3 protein-coding genes are annotated in these 21,669 nt (G+C 72.6%); 2 read left to right on the forward strand and 1 reads right to left on the reverse strand.

Annotation, left to right across the window (positions count from 1 at the left end):
• Window positions 1-28: 28 nt before the first annotated feature.
• Window positions 29-18,049: a type I polyketide synthase gene (locus DQ392_RS35570; protein WP_281273052.1), complete on the reverse strand. Its 18,021-nt coding sequence runs from the start codon at window positions 18,047-18,049 to the stop codon at window positions 29-31.
• A 539-nt stretch (window positions 18,050-18,588) separates the two neighbouring features.
• On the opposite strand from DQ392_RS35570, the gene DQ392_RS30245 reads away from it, so the two are divergent.
• Both DQ392_RS30245 and ccrA read left to right on the forward strand, forming a co-directional pair.
• Window positions 18,589-19,920: a carotenoid oxygenase family protein gene (locus tag DQ392_RS30245; protein ID WP_114018899.1), complete on the forward strand. Its 1,332-nt coding sequence runs from the start codon at window positions 18,589-18,591 to the stop codon at window positions 19,918-19,920.
• A gap of 396 nt (window positions 19,921-20,316) precedes the next feature.
• Complete coding sequence (ccrA, locus tag DQ392_RS30250) at window positions 20,317-21,657, forward strand: crotonyl-CoA carboxylase/reductase (protein WP_220182672.1); 1,341 nt, start codon at window positions 20,317-20,319, stop codon at window positions 21,655-21,657.
• Window positions 21,658-21,669: the final 12 nt, after the last annotated feature.

A 21,669-nucleotide genomic window follows, 5' to 3' on the forward strand; every position in this document is an offset into this window, starting at 1 on the left:
TGTCCGGTGTCCCTCGGATCGGTCGCGTTCAGGAGTCGTTGCCGTCGAAGGCGATCTGGATGAGGGCGTCGACGTCCATCTCGTCGATGTCCTGTGCCGTGTTCTCTTGCGTGTGCTCGTCGTCGGGGGAGTCGGCGAGCCGCAGCAGCGGATCCAGCAGGCCCGAGGTGTGCAGCCGTCGCAGGGGGACGGTCGCCAGGAGGCGGCGCACTTGGGCCTCGCTGAGGCCGCCGGTGTTGGCCTCGGCGTCCGCCTCGGGGAAGAGCAGGCTCAGCACGTGGTCCGCCAGTGCGCGCGGCGTCGGGTAGTCGAAGATGAGGGTGGTCGGCAGCCGGAGCCCCAGGGGCGCGTTGAGCCTGTTGCGGAACTCGACGGCCGTCAGCGAGTCGAATCCGAGTTCCTGGAACGCCCGGTCGGCGACGATGGCCCGCGGTTCGGCGTAACCGAGTGCGGCAGCGGCATGCGTGCGGACCAGCTCGGTCAGCGTCTCCCTCCGCTCCTCCGGCGACCGTGCGGCCAGCTGGTCACGGAGAGCGTCCGGGGCGGCGGAGCTGTCGGCGGTGCGCCGGACGGGCCGGCGCACCAGGTCGCGCAACAGCGGGGAGGCGTCGTCGACAGGGCGGTCCAGCCGCAGCCGTACGGGTACCACGAGGGGGCGGGTGGCGCACACCGACGCGTCGAACAGCGCCAGGCCGTCCTGTGCGGACAGTGGTGCGATGCCGGTGCGGGCCAGCCGCGCCAGACCCGTCTCGTCGAGCCCGGCGGCCATCCCGCCGGCCGACCACAGACCCCAGGCCACCGAGGTGGCGGGCAGGCCGTGGGCCGCGCGGTGGTGCGCGAGGGCGTCGACGAAGGCGTTGGCGGCGCCGTAGTTGGCCTGCCCGGCGCTGCCGAGCACCCCCGAGGTCGAGGAGAAGAGCACGAACGCGGCCAGGTTCCGGTCCCGGGTCAGTTCGTGCAGGTGCCAGGCGGCCGTTGCTTTCGGCCGCAGGACGGCGTCCATCTTCTCCGGGTCCATCGCGGTGAGTACGCCGTCGTCGAGCACGCCCGCCGTGTGCACCACGGCACTCAGTTCCGCGACGGAGTCGACCAGCGAGGCGAGGGCGTCGCGGTCGGCGACGTCGCACGCCGCGACCGTGACGTGCGCGCCGAGTCCGCTCAGCTCGGCGACGAGGTCGGCCGCGCCCGGCGCGTCCGCCCCCTTGCGGCTGGCCAGCACCAAATCCCTGACCTCGTGTGCGGTCACCAGATGCCGCGCGACGAGCCCGCCGAGGCCGCCGGTGCCCCCCGTGACCAGGACCGTGCCGTCGCCGAAGACGGGCCGGCCTGGTTCCGTGGCGGCGGTGGCCTTGGCCAGCCGGGGAACGCGCACACCTGCGTCGCGGATCGCCAGCTGCGGCTCGCCCGTCGCCAGCGCGCCGGGCACCAGCGAAGCGGCGTCGCCGTCCGCGTCGGCGTCGAGCAGGACGATCCGCTCGGGCTGTTCGGCCTGCGCGGCGCGCACGAGCCCCCAGACGGCCGCGTGGCACGGGTCCACGTCCTGCTCGGGTTCCGTGGCGACGGCCGAGCGGGTGACGACCACCAGGCGGGAGCCGGCGGGCCGTTCGGCGGCGAGCCACTCCTGGATCCGGCGCAGCGTGCCGTGCGTGACATCGCGCAGGGCGTCCGGCACGTCGGCATCCGTCCGCGGGACGTCGACCAGCACGTGGTCGGGGGCCCGCTCGCCGAGCGCGGCGAGGTCGGGATACCGCTCCGCGGCCAGACCGGGCAGCGCCTCCCCGATGACGGCCAGGGTGCCAGGAGTGCCCGTGAGGGGAGCGGGCACCCAGTCCACGTGGAACAGCCCGCCGTCCGCAGCGGGACCGCGGACATGCGTCATCGCGCGCAGGGACACGGCACCGACCCGGGCGACCGGTGCCCCGGTCGCGTCCGCGACCGAGACGGCGTACCCGCTGCCCGCCTCGGTGATCCGCACCCGCAGCCGTGTGGCGCCCGAGGCGTGCAGGCTGACCCCTTGCCACGAGAACGGCAGGTACGGGCGTCCTTCCCGGGCCTCGTCGAGCAAACCGCCGGCGGCGATGGCGTGGAGCGTTCCGTCCAGCAGCGCGGGGTGCAGACCGAACCTGGCCGCCTCGGCGTGTGCGCCGGTGACCAGTTCGATCTCGGCGAACACCGCGTCATCCGCACGCCATGCGGCCCGCAGGGTCTGGAAGGTCGGCCCGTAGGCCATGCCGCCGGCCGACAGCCTGTCGTAGAGGCCGTCGAGGTCCAGAAGTTCGGCTCCCGGCGGCGGCCAGGCGCCGAGCTCGAAGTCCGGTGCGGACCGCTCCGCCAGCAGCGCGCCGTCGGCGTGGGTGGTCCACTCTCCGCCCCCGGTCCGCGAGTGGACGGCGACCGTGCGGCGCCCCTGCTCGTCCGGCGGGGCGACGGTCACCTGAACCTGCGCGGAACCCTGGTCGGGCAGCACCAGGGGCGCGTGCAGGGTCAGTTCCTCGATCGCTCCGGCACCGGCCTCGTCCGCCGCCCTGGTCGCCATGTCGACGAGCGCGCTGCCGGGCACGACCGCGGCACCGCCCACGGTGTGGTCGGTGAGCCAGGGGTGTGTCGCGGTCGAGAGGCGACCGGTGAGCGTGACCGCGTCCGTGCCGGGGGCGGGCACGACGGCGCCGAGCAGTGGATGGTCGATCGCGCCGAGCCCCGCGGTGGTGACGTCACCGGCAGGCGCCGGCTCGTCGATCCAGTGGCGCTCGCGCTGGAAGGCGTACGTCGGCAGTGGGACGTGCCGGTGCGGCACGTCGGTGAAGCAGCGCTCCCAGTCCACGGCGACGCCGCCGGTGTGCAGCCGCCCGAGCGCCTCGACGAACGTGCGCACACCGTCGCGGCCCTCGCGCGCCGTGGACACGCACAGCGCGTCGCCGTCGAGGATCTGTGCGGCGAGCCCGGTGAGCACCGTGTCGGGTCCCAGCTCGAGATACGTGGTGGCGCCCGCGGCGTACGCGGCGGCGACCCCATCGGCGAAGCGCACCGCCTGCCGGACGTGCTCGACCCAGTACTCGGGGGTCGCGTGCTGCCCGGTGCCGAGCTCGCCGGTCAGGCAGGACACGACGGGGACGGCCGGGGCGTGGTAGTCGACCCGCGCCGCGACGGCACGGAACTCATCGAGCATCGGTTCCATCAGCGGCGAATGGAACGCGTGCGAGACCCGCAGCCTGCGCACGCGTGTGCCCTGCTCCGCGACGCTCTCCGCCACCTCGGCAACCGCCTGCTCCGCCCCCGACACCACGACCGACGAGGGCCCGTTGACCGCGGCGACACCGGCCTTGTCGGAGTGTTCCTTGAGCAGCGGTGCGATCTCGTGCTCCGGTGCCGCGATGGCCAGCATGGCGCCCCCAGGGGGCAGTGCCTGCATCAGGCCGGCGCGCGCAGCGACGAGCGTGCACGCGTCCTCGAGGGAGAACGCTCCGGCGACGTGCGCCGCCGCGAGTTCCCCGACGGAGTGCCCGACCAGGACGTCGGGCCTGACACCGAAGGAGGCCAGCAGCCGGTACAGGGCGACCTCGAAGGCGAACAGCGCCGGCTGGCTCATGCCCGTCTCATCCAGCGCCTCCCCGTCGGAGAACATCGCGTCCCTGACCGGCCGGGGCAGGAGGGGATCGAGCACCCGGCACACCTCGTCCAGCGCGTCCGCGAACACCGGAAAGCTCTCCGACAGTGCCTGTCCCATGCCCAGTCGCTGGCTGCCCTGCCCCGCGAACAGGAACGCGGTCCGGCCACCGGCCCTCGGGCCGGCCGGCGAGGCGGCACACAGGTCGCGCAGCCCGGCCCGCAGCTCGTCCCGGTCGGCGCCCACCACGGCCCCGCGGTGCTCCAACAGCGCCCGGCCCGACAGCAGAGCGCGGCCCGCCGCGGTGACGTCCGCGTCGGCGTGCGCGTCCAGCCACGTCAGCAGGTTCGTCGCCTGCGCGCGCAGGCCCTCCGGCGTCTTCGCCGAGACCAGCCAGGGCACGACACGCGGCGCCGCCGTGTCCTGTGGGGGCACCTCGGCGGGGTGCTCCTCGATGATGACGTGTGCGTTGGTGCCGCTCACGCCGAAGGAGGACACGCCGGCCCGGCGCGGGCGGCCGGCGGAATCCCACGGACGTGCCCGCGTCAGCAGCCTGACCGCACCCGCCGACCAGTCGACGTGGGGCGTCGGCTCGTCGACGAGGAGCGTGCGGGGAAGCACACCGTGATGGAGAGCCAGGACCATCTTGATGATGCCGCCGACACCGGCGGCGGCCTGGGTGTGGCCGATGTTGGACTTGAGGGAGCCGAGTTGGAGGGGGCGGTCGGCGGGGCGGTCCTGGCCGTAGGTGGCGATCAGGGCCTGTGCCTCGATGGGGTCGCCCAAGGTCGTGCCGGTGCCGTGTGCTTCGACGGCGTCGATGTCGGAGGTGGTCAGTCCGGCGTTCGTCAGGGCCTGGCGGATGACGCGTTCCTGGGAGGGGCCGTTGGGCGCGGTGAGGCCGTTGCTGGCTCCGTCCTGGTTGATCGCGCTGCCGCGGACGACGGCGAGGACGGGGTGGCCGTTGCGGCGGGCGTCGCTGAGCCGCTCGACGAGGAGCATGCCGGCGCCCTCGCTCCAGCCGGTGCCGTCGGCGTCGGCTGCGAAGGACTTGCAGCGGCCGTCCGGGGCGAGGCCGCGCTGGCGGGAGAACTCGACGAAGACGTTCGGCGTCGCCATCACGGTGACGCCGCCGGCGAGTGCGAGGTCGCACTCGCCGGAGCGGAGCGCCTGCGCCGCGGAGTGCAGCGCGACCAGCGACGACGAGCAGGCGGTGTCGACGGTGACCGCCGGGCCCTCGAAGCCGTACGTGTACGCGATGCGCCCCGACGCGACGCTTCCGGCACTGCCGTTGATGACGAATCCTTCGTACCCCTCGGGCGCCTGCGCCAGCCGCGCACCGTAGTCGTGGTACATCACACCGGCGTAGACACCGGTGCGGGTACCGCTGACCGCGGTGGGGTCCAGGCCGGCCCGCTCCAGTGCTTCCCAGGTGATCTCCAGCAGCAGCCGCTGCTGCGGATCCATGGCGGTGGCCTCGCGTGGCGAGATGCCGAACAGCTCGGCGTCGAACCGGTCCGCGTCGTGCAGGAAGCCGCCGTGCCGGGTGTAGGAGGTGCCGGCGTGGTCCGGGTCGGGGTCGTACAGGTCGTCCAGGGCCCAACCGCGGTTGGTGGGGAACGTGGAGGTGGTGTTGGTCTCCTCGGTCAGCACCCGCCACAGGTCCTCGGGCGAGCCCACGCCGCCGGGGTACCGGCAGGCCATGGAGACGATCGCGAGGGGCTCGTCGGTGCTGCCTGCCGCCGGCACCACCTGAGCCGGGGCCGCCTTCGCGCCGGTCAGCCGGCGGTGCAGGTGGGTGGCCAGGTCGTGCGGTGTGGGGTGGTTGAACAGCAGCGTGGGCGCGAGCGTGAGGCCGGTGGCCGCCTTGAGGTGGTTGCGCAGTTCGACGGCGCTCAGCGAGTCGAAGCCGAGGTCGGAGAAGGCGCGCTCGGTGTCGACGGCGACGGGCGTGGTGTGCCCCAGCACGGTGCCGATGCCCGAGCGCACCAGGTCGAGGACCACCTGGTGCTGGTCCCCCGAGGGCAGCCCGGCCAGCCGCCTGGTGAGCGCGTCCGTGTCCGCCGGCGCTGTGGCGGCCGCGGCGCGGCGGGCCGGAGTGCCCACGAGTCCCCGGAAGACCGCGGGGACGTCTGGACGCCGGCGCAGGGCCGCGAGGTCCAGCCGCGCCGGGATCACGAGCGGAGCGTCGAGGGCGACGGCGGCGTCGAAGGCGGCCATGCCCTCGTCCACCGCCAGGGGGCTGATGCCGGTCCGTTGGAGGCGCGCGACGTCGGCCTCGCCGAGGGAGCCCGACATGCCCTCTTCCAGCTGCCAGAGGCCCCACGCGAGCGCCGTCGCCGGCAGTCCCTGGGCACGCCGTCCGGCGGCGAGCGCGTCGAGGAACACGTTGGCGGCGGCGTAGTTCGCCTGCCCCGCGCTCCCGGCCGTACCCGCGATGGAGGAGTACAGCACGAAGAAGGACAGGTCCCGGTCCGCGGTCAGCTCGTGCAGATGCCAGGCCGCGTCCGCCTTCGGGCCGAACACGGCGTCGACCTGGGCGGGTTCGAGGGAGGCGAGCGCGCCGTCGGAGACCATCCCGGCGAGGTGCACCACGCCGCGGAGCGCCGGGATCCCGCTCAGCAGCGTGGCGACCTCGGCCCGCCGGGACAGGTCGCACGCGGCGAACGTGACCTCGGCACCGAGCCCGACCAACTCCTGCCGCAGCTCCTCAGCGCCCGGAGCCTCGGCCCCGCGCCGCGACGCGAGGACCAGGTGCCGCCTCCCGTGCTCCGCCACCAGCCTGCGTGCCGTCAGTCCGCCCAGCGCGCCGGTGCCCCCGGTGATCAGTACGGTGCCGTCGGTGTCCTCCGAAGGGGCAGCGTCTCCCGAAGGGGCAGCGTCTCCCGAGGGGGCGGTCTCTCCCGAGGGGGCGGTGTCCCGCGCGAGGGCGGGGTCCTCGGACCGCGCCGTGGAGAGCCGGGGCAGCAGGACCGAGCCGCTCCGCAACGCCAGTTGTGGCTCACCGGATGCCGAGGCCGCGATCAGGGCCCGCGTCGAGGCGTCGGCACCGTCGGTGTCGAGCAGCGTGAATCGGCCCGGGTGCTCGGTCTGGGCGGACCTGACCAGGCCCCATACCGGCGCGGCGGCCAGGTCGGGGACATCGCCTGCCGAAGCCGCGACCGCGGCAGTGGTCACGATGACGAGGTGGGACCCCGACCAGTGCTCGTCGGCCAGCCAGTCCTGGAGCAGGCCGAGTACCTGTCGCGTACCGCTGCGTGCGTCGGCCGGTACGTCGCCTCCGGGGGCCGCGGCGTGGAAGGCCAGCACGACGTCAGGGGCCCGCTCCTCCGACGCCGCACGGAGCGCACCCAGGCCGGGGTGGGCCGCGACAGCCGTGCCGAGCGGATGCGCGCCCAGCACGGCGAGCCGGCGCGCGGGTTCCGGTGCCGGCGGTGTGGGCGCGCTCGTCCACTCCAGGGTGTACAGCGGCTGGTGGGAGGTGCGCGCCAGTGCGGCGGCGAGCTGCTCGTCCGACGCGGGCCTCACCGTCAACGAGTCGACCGTCAGCACAGGTGCCCCGGTCTGGTCGGTGACGGCGACGGACACCTCGTCCGGGCCCACGGGGGACATGCGCACCCGCAGTGCTGTGGCGCCGACGGCGTGGAGGGTCACGCCCGACCAGGAGAACGGCAGCAACGCCTGCGCACCGGGCAGCCGGTCGAACATGACCAGGGTCATGGGGTGCAGGGCGGCGTCCAGCAGCGCCGGATGCAGCCCGAACCCTCCGATGTCCGCGCGGACCTGCTCGGGCGGTCGGATGTCGGCGTGGACGTCCTCGCCGGAGCGCCACACCGCGCGCAGGCCCTGGAAGGCCGGGCCGTAGGCGTAGCCGCGGTCGAGCATGTCGCCGTACGGGTCGCCGAGTTCGACAGGTGTGGCACCCTCCGGTGGCCAGACGCCCGCGGCGGCAGCGGACGGCCGGTCGTTGTCGACGACGCCGGTGGCGTGCCGGGTCCACGCCTCGGTTCCGGCGTTGCGTGAATGGATCGTGAGGGTGCGGTTGCCGGTGTCGACGAGGACGTGCAGTTGGGTCGTCCGGCCCGGAAGGAGGACGACCGGGCTCTCGAAGGTGAGCTCTTCGAGCCCCTGGTAGCCGGCCTGTTCGGCGGCGCACAGGGCCATCTCCACGAACGCCGTGCCGGGCAGGATGACCGTGCCCAGGACGTCGTGGTCGGCGAGCCAGGGATGGGTGTCCAGGGACAGCTGTCCGGTGAGCAGCACGGTGCCGCTGTCCGGAAGGGCGGTGGCCGCCGTCAGGAAGGGGTGCTCGACCGCGCCGAGTCCTGCCCCGGCCATGTCACCGGGTGCGGCATTCGACGCCATCCAGTAGTGGTGGTGTTGGAAGGCGTAGGTGGGGAGGGGGGTGTGGTGGGTGGGTGGGAGGAGGGTGTTCCAGTTGAGGGGGATGCCGTGGGTGTGGAGGTGGCCGAGTGCGGTCAGGAGGGTGTGGGTTTCGTCGGTGTCTTTGCGTGCGGTGGGCACGGTGGTGGTGTCGGGTGTGTTGTGGTGGGCGAGGCTGGTGAGGGTGGTGTCGGGGCCGAGTTCGACCAGGAGGGAGGCGCCGGTGTGGTGGGCGGTGGTGATGCTGTCGGCGAAGCGGACGGTGTGGCGGACGTGGTGGACCCAGTAGTCGGGGTCGGTCAGTTGGCCTGGGGTGGCGAGTGTGCCGGTGAGGTTGGAGACCAGGGGGAGGGTGGGTTCGTGGTAGGTGAGTGTCGCGGTGGTGTCGGCGAACTCGGCGAGCATGGGGTCCATCAGGGGGGAGTGGAAGGCGTGGGAGACGCGCAGGGTGCGGGTGCGTATGCCGTGCTCGGCCAGTGCGGTACCGATGCTCTCCACGGTGTCCGCGGTGCCGGAGACCACCACGGAAGCGGGTCCGTTGACCGCTGCGATCCCGGCGTCTTCCTCGTGTCCGGCCAGGAGGGGGAGGACGTCCGCTTCGGGTGCGGTGATGGCGAGCATGGCTCCGCCGGGGGGCAGGGCCTGCATGAGGCGGGCGCGGGCGGCCACCAGTGTGCAGGCGTCCTTGAGGTCGAAGACGCCTGCCAGGTGGGCGGCGGTGATCTCTCCGATCGAGTGGCCCACCAGCACGCCGGGGGTGACGCCGAAGGTGGTCAGCAGCCGGTACAGGGCGGTCTGGTAGGCGAACAGTGCCGGCTGGGTCATGCCGGTCTCGTCCAGGAGCTGGGCGGTGGGTGTGCCGGGCTGGGCGAACATCACCTCGCGTACCGGGTACGGCAACAGGGGATCGAGGAGTTCGGCGGTCTCCTCCAGTGCCTGGGCGAAGACGGGGAACGCCGCTGCCAGGGACCGTCCCATCCCGGGACGCTGACTGCCCTGGCCCGAGAACAGAAAGCCGACCATCCCGCCGGAACCCGAACCCGTGACCACACCAGGCCAGACCTCACCCCCGGCCAGCTTCTCCAACCCCGCCAACAACTCCACCCGACCCGCACCCACCACCACCGCACGATGGTCCATCACGGTCCGGGACACCAGCGCGGCACCCACCGCCGCGACGTCAGGATCTTCGGCGGACAGGTACTCGGCCAGCTTCGCGGCCTGTGCGCGCAGGGCGTCCGCGGTCCGCGCGGAGACCACCCAGGGCACGACCGGTGGAGCGGCCACCTGTGCGGCGGGCTCTTCCGGCGCGTGCTCGATGATGACGTGGGCGTTGGTGCCGCTGAAGCCGAACGAGGAGATGCCGGCCCTGCGCGGCCGGTCGCTGGTGGTCCACTGGCGTGCTTCGGTCAGCAGCTCGACGGCACCGGCCGACCAGTCCACGTGGGGGCTGGGCTCTTCGGCGTGCAGGGTCTGCGGCAGCACACCGTGCCGCATGGCCATCACCATCTTGATCACGCCTGCCACGCCTGCGGCGGCCTGGGTGTGGCCGATGTTCGACTTGATCGACCCGAGCCACAGCGGCTGCTCGGCCGGGCGGTTCTGGCCGTAGGCGGCGATGAGGGCCTGCGCCTCGATCGGGTCGCCCAGCGTGGTGCCGGTGCCGTGCGCCTCGACCGCGTCCACGTCCGACGCCGAGAGCCCGGAGTTGGCGAGCGCCTGCCGGATGACCCGCTGCTGGGAGGGGCCGTTGGGTGCGGTCAGGCCGTTGCTGGCACCGTCCTGGTTGACTGCCGAGCCCCGCACCACCGCGAGCACGGGATGCCCGTTCCGCCGCGCGTCCGAGAGCCGCTCCACCAAGAGCATGCCCACGCCCTCACCCCAGCCGGTACCATCCGCGCCGGCACCGAACGCCTTGCACCGCCCGTCGGGAGACAGACCCCGTTGGCGGGAGAACTCCACGAACGTGCCCGGCGTGGCCATGAGCATCGCCCCGCCGGCCAGCGCGAGATCGCACTCACCGCTACGCAACGCCTGTGCCGCGAGATGCAGGGCGACCAGCGACGACGAGCACGCCGTGTCCACCGTCACCGCGGGACCCTCGAACCCGAACGTGTAGGCGACACGACCCGAGGAGACGCTCGCCGAACCGCCGGTCAGCAGGTAGCCCTCGACGCTTTCCGGCGCCTGGTGCTTGCGCGGCCCGTACTCCTGCGGGGCCAGGCCGGCGAACACGCCCGTGCTGCTGCCGTGCAGGGAAGTCGGGTCGATCCCCGCGCGTTCGATGGCTTCCCAGGAGGTTTCGAGCACGAGCCGTTGCTGCGGGTCCATCGCGAGGGCCTCACGCGGCGAGATGCCGAAGAACTCGGCGTCGAAGTCGCCCCCGTCGTAGAGGAATCCGCCGTGCCGCGTGTACGAGGTCCCGCGGCTTTCCGGGTCCGGGTCGTAGAGCCGGGCCAGATCCCAACCGCGGTTCGTGGGAAACTCACCGATCACGTCGGCACCGGACGCGACGATCCGCCACAGGTCCTCCGGCGAGGCCGCACCGCCCGGGTAGCGGCACGCCATACCCACGATCGCGACGGCCTCGTCAGCGACGCGCGGCGCCGCCGCGGCCGTTGTGGCCCTCGTGGTCGCCGCACCGGCCGCGGCGCCGAGCAGCTCCGTACGCAGGAAGTCGGCCAGCAGCGTCGGCGTCGGGTAGTCGAACAGGACCGAGCTGGGCAGGCGCGCTCCCGTGGCGGCGTTGAGCTTGTTGCGCAGCTCCACGGCGGTCAGTGAGTCGAACCCGGCGTCCTTGAACGCCTGGTCGAAGCCGAGCGTGCCGGGGTTCGCGTGACCGAGTACCAGTGCGGCACGGCTGAGCACCATATCGCGCAGGACGGAGTCCTGCTGCTCACGGTCGAGACCGGCCAGCTCTTCCGCGAACGGCGTGCTCGGCGCGGCGGTCGCGGCGTCGCCGCTCGTGCGCCGTGCCCGCGCGTGCCGGGCGAGTCGGCGCAGCAGCGGCGGAACCGGCCCGTCGGCGAGCTCGCTGGTGGTGAGGACCGCCGGCACGACGGCGGCCTTTCCGCCCGCCAGCGCGGCGTCGAACAGCGCGAGGCCCTGGTCACGCGGGAGCGGGTCGACGCCCAGGCGTGCCCAGCGGGTGACCGCGGCCGCGTCGAGGGCGTCGGACATGCCGCCCGACCCCGTCTCCCACAGCCCCCACGCCATCGCGGTCGCGGGCAGTCCGATGGCGTGCCTGTGCCGGGCCAAGCCGTCGAGGAAGCCGTTCGCGGCGGCGTAGTTCGCCTGCCCCGCGCTGCCGAGCACCGCGGAGACCGAGCCGAACAGCACGAACGCGTGAAGATCAAGGTCCCGCGTCAGCTCGTGGAGATGCCACGCAGAGTCCGATTTGGGCCGCCACACCGCGTCGAGTCGCTCGGGAGTCAGCGCGGGGACGATGCCGTCGTCCAGCACGCCCGCCGCGTGCACCACCGCGGTCAGCGGGCGCTCCCGCTGGACGTCGGTGACCAGCGAAGCGAGCGCGTCGCGATCGGTCAGATCACAGGCTGTGACGCGCACCCGTGCGCCGAGTGCGGTCAGCTCCTCGGCCAGCTCGGCCGCACCGGGTGCGTCCGGCCCACGGCGGCTGACCAGCACGAGGTTCCGCGCGCCGTGGGCGGTGACCAGGTGGCGGCTGATGAGCCCGCCGAGCGTCCCGGTGGCGCCGGTGACCAGCACGGCGCCCTCGGGGTCCCAGGGCGGCGCTGGGAGGTCCGGCACCGAGGTGGGGGCCGCGGCGGCCAGCCGGGGCACCAGGATCTCGCCTTCCCTGACCGCCAGTTGCGGTTCGCCGGAGCCGAGAGCTGCCGCGACCCTGCCGGCCGACCGGTCGTCGTGATCCGTATCCAGGAGGACCAGACGGTCGGGGAACTCGGTCTGCGCCGAGCGGACGAGACCCCAGACGGCCGCGGCGGCGAGGCACGGGGAGGCGTCGGCCGCGTCCGTGACCAGGCCGCGTGTGACGACGACCAGCCGCGCGTGCGCGAAGCGGTCGTCGTCGAGCCACTGCTGTACCACCCGCAGCACCTGCGCCGCCGCGGCTTCGGCGTGCGCGGCGGGGTCTTCGGCCGCCTCCACGAGAGGCGACATCAGGACGGCCGTCGGCCCGGCCGCGTCCTGGGCCAGGCTCGTCAGGTCCGGGTAGGAGGGTGCCCCGGGGACGGCGAGGCCGGCACCGACCGTGGCGAGGTGGGTGGCCGGCTCGCCGCCGTCGGCCATCGGCTGCCAGTCGACGTCGAAGATCCGCGCTTCGCCGAGCCGTTCGTCGAGCCTCTCCTCGGGGTCCTGCGCGGTGCCCGTGGCCTGATGCCCGGTCACGGGCGTTCCCGAGCTGTCCGACCCGGCCGTGTCCACCCAGTAGTGCGCGCGCTGGAAGGCGTAGGTCGGAAGGTCCACGTGGGCGGTGGCGGGCGGGAAGTAGCCGGTCCAGTCGACCGGGACGCCGCAGGTGTGCAGCCGGCCCAGCGCCTCGGTGAACGTGTGGGCCTCGTCGCGGTCCTTGCGCCCGGTGGGAACGGCAACCGTGTCGCCCTCCACACACTGCTGCGCCGCACCACTGAGAACCCCGTCGGGTCCCAGCTCGACGAAGACCGCCGCACCCGCACCGAGCGCGGCCCCCACGCCATCGGCGAACCGCACCGTCCTGCGCACATGGTCGACCCAGTAGGCGGGGTCGGTGAGCTGCCCCTCGGCGGCGAGTCGTCCCGTCACGTTCGAGACGAGGGGAACCGACGGTTCGTGGTAGGTCAACGACGCCGCGACCTCCGCGAACCCGGCGAGCATCGGCTCCATCAACGGCGAGTGGAACGCGTGACTGACCCGCAGCCTTCCGGTGCGCACCCCGCGCTCGGCCAGCACCGCGACGACCTGGTCGACCGCCTCCCGTGCGCCGGAGAGCACCACCGAGGCAGGGCCGTTGACCGCTGCGACACCGAGGCGGTCCTCGTGGCCCGCGAGCAGCGGCAGCACCTCCTCCTCGGGCGCCGCGACAGCGGTCATCGCCCCGCCCGTGGGCAACGCCTGCATCAGCCGCGCACGCGCCGCCAGCAACGTGCACGCGTCCGGCAGCGACATCACCCCGGCCACATGTGCGGCAGCGATCTCACCGATCGAGTGCCCGACGAGAACGTCCGGGGTCACGCCACAAGAGGCCAGCAGCCGGTGGAGGGCGACCTCGAACGCGAACAGGGCAGGCTGAGCCATCCCCGTCTCGTCCAGCCGTGCGGCCGGCTCCGAGCCGGGTTCGGCGCCCATCACCTCCCGCAGCGGGAAGGGCAGCAACCGATCGAGAACCCCGGCGACCTCGTCGAGCGCGTCGGCGAACACCGGGAACGCCGCGGCCAGCGCCCGGCCCATCCCCGGACGCTGGCTCCCCTGCCCGGCGAACAGGAAAGCCGTCGGCACCGGACCACGCGCGCTGCCCGTGACCACGGCCGGGCTGTCCGCGGCGGAGGCCAGCGCTTCCAGGGCACGAGTGAACTGTTCGGGGCCGGCGCCGAGCGCGACCGCACGGTGGCCGAGCAGCGCGCGGCCCGAGGCCAGCGACGCACCCACCTGGACGAGATCTTGGCCCGGATGCGCCTCCATCCACGACCTGAGCCGATCCGCCTGCCCCCGCAACGCGTCCGCGCTGTGCGCGGAGAGCACCCACGGCACGAGGGGGCACGCGGTCGCCGCGGGCGCGCTCTTTGCAGCTGGCGGGGGCTCTTCGAGGATGACGTGTGCGTTGGTGCCACTGATGCCGAACGAGGAGACACCGGCCCGACGCGGGCGGTCGCCCCCGGCCCACTCCCGTGCCTCGGTCAGCAGCTCGACGCCGCCCGCTGCCCAGTCCACGTGGGGGCTCGGCTCGTCGACGTGCAGCGTCCGGGGGAGCACGCCGTTCCGCATCGCGAGGACCATCTTGATGATCCCGCCGACGCCGGCGGCGGCCTGGGTGTGGCCGATGTTCGACTTGAGCGACCCCAGCCAGACCGGCAGATCCGCTCGCCGGTCCTGCCCGTAGGCGGCGAGCAGCGCTTGCGCCTCGACCGGATCGCCCAGCGCCGTCCCGGTGCCGTGGGCCTCCACCGCGTCCACGTCCCCCGCGGCCAGACCCGCGTTGGCCAGGGCCTGGCGGATCACCCGCTCCTGTGACGGGCCGCTGGGTGCGGTGAGACCGTTGCTGGCGCCGTCCTGGTTGATCGCCGAACCTCGTACCACCGCCATGACGGGGTGGCTGTTGCGGCGGGCGTCGGAGAGCCGTTCGACGAGGAGCATGCCGACGCCCTCGCTCCAGGCGGTGCCGTCGGCGCCGGCGGCGAAGGACTTGCAGCGGCCGTCCGGGGAAAGCCCGCGCTGGCGCGAGAACTCCAGGAACATCCCCGGTGTGGCCATCACGGTCGCACCGCCGGCCAGCGCGAGGTCGCACTCGCCGGAACGCAGAGCGGAGAGTGCCGAGTGCAGGGCGACCAGCGACGACGAACAGGCGGTGTCGACGGTGACGGCCGGACCCTCCAGGCCCAGCACGTAGGCCATGCGTCCGGAAGCGACGCTCACCGAACGACCGGTCAGCGCGTACCCCTCCCCGTCGCCCGACGCCTCGTGCAGCCGCGGCCCGTAGTCCTGCGCCATGACACCGGCGAACACCCCCGTGCGGGTACCGCGCAGGGCGGTGGGGGCGATCCCGGCGCGTTCGACGGCCTCCCACGACGTCTCCAGCAGCAATCGCTGCTGCGGATCCATGGCTCGGGCCTCACGTGGAGAGATCCCGAAGAAGGCGGGGTCGAAGAGCCCCGCGTCGTGGAGGAAACCGCCGTGCCGCGTGGAGGCGGTTCCGCTGTGGTCGGGGTCGGGGTGGTACAGCGCGTCGAGATTCCAGCCGCGGTCGGTGGGGAAGGTGCCGATGGCGTCCGTCGCGGTGGCGACCAGGTCCCAGAGCGCTTCAGGGGTGGTGACGCCACCGGGATAGCGGCAGGCCATACCGACGATCGCGATCGGCTCGGACACGTCCTGCGTGCGGCCCGCCTCGCTCACGGAGGGTGCGCTGCCCTGAGCCGCCGTCCCGCGCAGGTGCCGGGCGAGACGCCGGGGAGTGGGGTGGCTGAACAGCGCCGCAGGCGACAACGACGTGCCGGCGGTGCTGTTGACGTACGTGCACAGTTCCGCCGCACCGAGCGAGTCGAGACCGAGGTCCTTGAACGGGCGGTCGTCGTCGACGCCGGCCGCGTCGGGGTAACCCAGCACGACGGCGACGCCGGTGCGCACGACCTCCAGCACATCCCTCGCGCGCGGTGGCGCCACCACGGGCGCTGCCTCGGCGGGTACGGGTGCCGGAGGCCCCGCGGTACCGGACGCCACCTGCTGCTGTCCGAGCCAGTGGCGGGTGCGCTGGAACGCGTACGTCGGCAGCTTGGTGCGCCGCGCGCCGGACTCCGCGAACACCGCCGGCCAGTCCACCTCGTGCCCGTGAACGTGCAGCCCGCCGACGGCCCGCATCAGCGTGAGCGGCTCCGGCCTGCCCTCGCGCTGGGTGGCGAGGAAGACCAGCGGCGCGCCGTCGTCCGCGCCGCTCGCCGCGCCGTCGACCGCGTCCTGGGCCATGGGGGTCAGCACCGCGTCAGGACCGACCTCGACGAACGTGGTGACCCCCGCCGCGGCCAGTGCGCGTACCCCCTCGCCGAAGCGCACCGCCTCCCGCACGTGCCGCACCCAGTGCTCCGGTGACCGCAGGTGCTCCGCGGTGGCCAATCCACCCGTGAGGTTCGAGACGACAGGGATGCGGGGCGCGTGATAGGTCAGCCCCTCCGCCACGTGGCGGAACTCCTCCAGCATCGGATCCATCAGCGGAGAGTGGAACGCGTGGCTCACCCGAAGACGCCGCGTCCGCCGCCCTCGCCCGGCGAAGACCTCCGCGATCCGTGCCGCCTCCCGCTCCGCGCCGGAAATCACCACGGCCGAAGGACCGTTGACCGCCGCGACGCCCACGGAAGCCGCGTCCGCGAGCGCCTCCCGCACCTCCTGCTCGTCGGCTTCCACCGCGAACATCGCGCCGCCGGAGGGAAGGGCCTGCATGAGCGCGCCCCGCGCGGCGACCAACGCACACGCGTCCGGCAGTGACAGGACTCCGGCGATGTGCGCCGCGGTGACCTCACCGATCGAATGTCCGATCACCTGACTCGGCCGCACACCCCAGCTCTCGAGGAGCCGGGTGAGCGCGACCTCGAAGGCGAACAACGCGGGCTGGGTGAACGCCGTCCGCTCGAGCGGGCCGGCGCCGTCGCCGAACATGACCTCGCGCAACGGCAGCGGCAGAGCCGCGTCGAAGTGCTCCGAGACCTCGTCGACGGCCGCGGCGAAGGCCGGGTACGTCGCGTAGAGGCCGCGCCCCATGCCGGCCCGCTGACTGCCCTGACCGGAGTAGAGGAAGGCCGTGACCGCCGGCTGCGACCCGCGTGTCCGGCCCGAGACGATGTCGGGTGCGGGCTGCCCACGGGACAGCCGGGCCAGGTGGCCCAGAACGGCGTCGGGACCGCTCGCGATCACGACGGCGCGGTGGTCGAACGCCTCCCGGGTCGTCGCCGCCGAGTAGGCCGCGTCCACCACGCCGCCCGCGTCCGAGCCGGCCAGGTGCTCGTGGAGGCGAGCCGCCTGCGCGCTCAGCGCCTGCTCGCCGCGCGCCGACACCAGCACCGGCAGGGGACCGTCGAAGCGGGGGAGCGGCCGAGCCGTGGCGGACTCGTGCTCGTAGGAGGCGAGCACCACATGGCAGTTGGTGCCCCCCATGCCGAACGCGTTCACCCCGGCGACCAGCTGACCGGTGCCGGACAGCGGCACCAGCTCGGTGTTCACCCGGATGTTGAGGTCCTCGAACGGGATCGCGGGGTTCGGGGTCCGGTAGTGGAGGCTGGCAGGCAGTTCGCGGTGTCGCAGACTCAGCGCGGCCTTGAGCAGTCCGACGAGGCCGGCGGCGCCCTCGAGGTGACCGACGTTGGTCTTGGCCGAGCCGACCGGCAGCGGCCTTTCCCGCCCGACACCGATCGCACCACCGAGCGCCCGCGCCTCGATCGGGTCGCCGACGCGTGTTCCGGTGCCGTGCGCTTCGACGAACGCGAGGTCCGCCGCCTCGATCCCGGCGCGCCGGTGCGCCAGGCGGATCACCTCCTCCTGCGCCTGCTGGCCGGGCACGGTGAGTCCGCTGCTGGAGCCGTCGTTGTTGACGGCGCTGCCGACGATCAGGCAGTGGATGTGGTCGCCGTCGGCCCGCGCCCGCGCCAGCGGCTTGAGGACGACGACCCCTCCGCCCTCACCCCGCACGTACCCGTTGGCCCGGGCGTCGAAGGTGAAGCACGTCCCGTCCGGCGAGAGGCCGCCGAACTTCGCCGCGGTGACCGTGCTCTCCGGGGTGAGGTTCAGGTTCACACCGCCGACGACGGCCAATTCGGACTCGCCCGTCCGCAGGCTCTGACAGGCCATGTGTACTGCTGTCAGCGCCGCGGACTGGGCGGAGTCCACGGTGAGGCTGGGGCCGCGCAGACCCAGTGCGTAGGAGACCCGGTTGGCCAGGAGCGCACGCCCGAGCCCGGTGAGGGTGTGGCGGGTGATGGCCGAGACACCCCCGGACGCGACCACGTTCGCGTAGTCACCGGCCATCGCGCCGACGAAGACGGACGTGGCTGTCCCGCGCAGCCGGGTGGGTACGATGCCGGCGTCCTCCAGGGCCTCCCAGCTCAGCTCCAGCACGAGTCGCTGCTGGGGGTCCAGCATGGCCGCTTCGCCCGGCGCGATACCGAAGAACTCGGCGTCGAAGTCGGCCACCGCGTCGATGAACCCGCCACGCCTCGAAGGTGTCTCGTCGGGCGCAGCGGGGGAGTGGAGGCGTGTCCTGTCGGCCGGCGGCTCCGTGACGGCGTCCCGCCCGGCACGCAGCAGCCGCCAGAACGCGTCCGGGTCGGGTGACAGGGGAAGTCGGCACGACATTCCCACAACCGCTATCGGGTCGTCAGCGAGAATGCCTGAGGAAGAGTCGAACGCCATTGAACCCAATCCTGAATCCGGAACCTGCGCGGTCGTCGACGAAGCTCGCTGACCGGATCAGCCGGCGGTGTCGCACTCGCCGAATCCCGTAGCCACCGCCACCGGCGCGTGAACACGGTTCTCCGCGCGGAAGAAGTGGCAGGAGCCACTGACGAACGAGTGCACCGCGAAGTCTCCGTCCCCGTATGCCGGCTGGGCCCCGTCGATTATTTGCAACGGGCGGGTGGCAGGTAACCCCTAGCCGCCCCAGATTTCCTGCCCCTGTGCGTCTTGCGGACGGCCTGTCGTGACGCGAGGAAGACGGCCTGTCGTGGTGCGGAGCAGCCGTGGACGCCCTCTGGCACCTCGACCGCTTCTGGGGTGCGTCGCAGGGGTGCCCTAGGGGTTACCTTCGCCCCGGTATTCGGTAAGGGTGAGAAAATCGCGGGTCATGTAGCGTGAATGCCGCATGCTCGCACCGGGACGGAGACAAAAGTCCCCTCAACCGGGCCCCCGTAACGCGTCTGGATCACCGTAATGCGGCTGAAAGGAGCGAGCAGTTGCCCACCGCGGCTCCGCATCTCGCTGGCAACTACGCCCCGGTCACCGAGGAACTCACCTCGCACGGCCTGGCCGTGACCGGATCCCTTCCCAAGGAGCTGACGGGCTGGTACCTGCGCAACGGTCCGAACCCCCATGAGGCCACCGCCGCACACTGGTTCATGGGCCAGGGCATGGTCCACGGCATACGGCTGGAAGGCGGCCGTGCCACGGCCTACCGCAACCGCTGGGTGCGCACCTCCACCTTCACCGAAGGTGCGACGATGTTCGACGAGTTCGGCAACCGGGACCTCACCGCCGGCAGCGCCAACACCCACGTCGTCCGGCACGCCGGACACACGCTGGCGCTGGCCGAAGCGTGCCTCCCCTACCGGCTCACGGCCGACCTCGACACCGTCGGACCGCACGATTTCGACGGCAAGCTCACCACCGCGATGAACGCGCACCCCAAGACCTGCCCGGTCACCGGCGAGCTGCACTTTTTCGGGTACGGGATGCTGGCACCGCCGTTCCTCACCTACCACCGGGCCGACGCGGCGGGGAACCTGACCCTCAGCCGCCCGGTCGACGAGGTCGGCGCCACGATGATGCACGACTTCGCGCTGACCGCGCAGCACGTGATCTTCATGGACCTGCCCGTCGTCTTCGACATCAACCGCGCGATGGCCGGCGACACCCTGCCCTACCGGTGGGACGCCTCCTACGGGGCGCGCATCGGTGTGCTGCGGCGCGAGGAGCCCCACGCCGCGATCCGCTGGTTCGACATCGAGCCCTGCTACGTCTTCCACGTCTCCAACGCCTACGACGACGGCGACTCCATCGTCCTGCAGGTCGTCCGCTACCCCCGACTGTGGGTCGCCGACAGCGCCGAGGCGTACCCGGACGCCACCTTGTGGGAGTGGACCGTGGATCTGGACGCGGGGAAGGTGACCGAAGTCCAGCTCGACGACCGCAGCACCGAGTTCCCCCGTATCGACGACCGGCTCGTCGGGCAGAACGCCCGGCACACCCACACCATCATCGCCGCTGCGCACCCCAGCCACGACGCGGTTCCCGGTGCGCTGCTGCGCTACGACATGCACACCGGCGCCGTCGCCGAGCACACCTTCGGTCCGGGCCGGATCCCCAGCGAGGCCGCCTTCGCCCCCGCCGACGACCGGGCCGGTGGCGCCGGGTGGCTGATGACCTATGTCTACGATGCCGCGAGGGACACCAGCGACCTGGTCGTCGTGGACGTCTCCGACATGGCGGCGGAGCCGGTCGCCACCATCCATCTTCCGCAACGCGTCCCGTACGGCTTCCACGGCAACTGGCTGCCCGACCCCCGCTGAACACCGCGGCCCGGGAAGCGGAACGGGCGATGCCGACCGAAGAGAAAAACGGAAATGCGGTCCCCGCGCGAACCCGTACCGACATGACGAATCAGTTCCCGGAGCCGGCCTGTCGCAGTGCCCATTCCGTGACCGGAGTGAGGGTAAAGCCGTTTCGTGATTCCTCCCTGGCCGAGTCCGTGACGGTCAGCAGTGCCCGGCTCCGCGGGCGGCGCGTCTAGGGGTTTCCTAGGGGTGCTCCGGGAATCCGGCAATCCATAGACTGACGCAGGAATGACATGTATCCGAGGCCATTGGGGCCCAGAGCGGTACATCGAAGATCGTTTCTGCTGTCGAGCCGGATCCGCCCGACACCGGATGCCCGTACGACGCGGTCGACCTGGCAGGGGAATTCTCTTGTACGAAACCATCAGTGCGATTCTCTCCGACAGTGCGGAACCCGCGGATTTCGAGGCGTTGCCGGTGCCGTCGGAATACCGCGGCGTGGTCGTGCGTCGCGACGAGACCGAGATGTTCGACGGAATGGCCACGGCGGACAAGGACCCGCACAAGTCGATGCACGTGCAGCACGTGCCGACCCCGGTTCCCGGCCCCGGCGAAGCCCTCGTCGCGGTGATGGCCAGTGCCGTCAACTACAACACGGTGTGGTCCTCGATCTTCGAGCCGATGTCGACCTTCGGTTTCCTCTCCCGCTACGGACGCACCAGCGCCGCGGCGGCACGGCACGACCTGCCCTACCACGTGCTCGGCTCCGACATGGCGGGCGTCGTACTGCGGACCGGGCCAGGCGTGCACCACTGGAAGCCCGGCGACCGGGTCGTCGCACACTGCCTGTCGGTGGGCCTGGAATCGCCGGACGGGCACGACGACAGCATGCTCGACCCCGAGCAGCGCATCTGGGGCTACGAGACGAACTTCGGCGGCCTGGCCGAACTCTGCCTGGTGCGGGCCAACCAGCTGATGCCCAAGCCCGCGCACCTGACGTGGGAGGAGGCGGCCTGCTCGGGCCTCGTGAACTCCACCGCGTACCGGCAGCTGGTCTCCCGCAACGGGGCGACGATGAAACAGGGCGACGTGGTGCTGATCTGGGGTGCGGCCGGCGGCCTGGGGTCGTACGCCACCCAGCTCGCCCTCAACGGGGGCGCGATTCCGGTCTGTGTGGTCTCCAGCGAGGCCAAGGCCGGACTGGTCCGCTCCATGGGCGCTGAGCTGGTCGTCAACCGCGCTGCTGAGGGCTACCGGTTCTGGCAGGACACGACGACCCCCGACCCCCGGGAGTGGAAGCGTCTCGGTGCGCAGATCAGGGACCTCACCGGCGGGGAGGACCCCGACATCGTGATCGAGCACCCCGGCCGTGAGACCTTCGCGGCCAGCGTCTACGTGGCCCGACGCGGCGGCTCGGTGGTGACGTGCGCCTCGACGTCCGGCTACCAGCACACCTACGACAACCGCTACCTGTGGATGCACCTCAAGCGGATCGTCGGCAGCCACTTCGCCAACTACCGCGAGGCGTGGGCGGCCAACCGGCTGATAGCCAAGGGCATGGTGCATCCCACGCTGTCCGTCGTGCACCCACTGGAACAGGCCGGAGAGGCCACCCGCGAGGTGCACCGCAACCGGCACAGCGGGAAGGTCGGCGTGCTCGGTCTCGCACCCGAGCCCGGTCTGGGCGTGACCGACCCCGGACTGCGCGCCCTGCACCTGACAGAGATCAGCCGCTTCCAGAGCATCAGCTGAGGGGAGGACGCC

The sequence above is a fragment of the Streptomyces reniochalinae genome, assembly GCF_003323735.1.
In the GTDB taxonomy this organism is placed as follows: Bacteria; Actinomycetota; Actinomycetes; order Streptomycetales; family Streptomycetaceae; genus Streptomyces; species Streptomyces reniochalinae.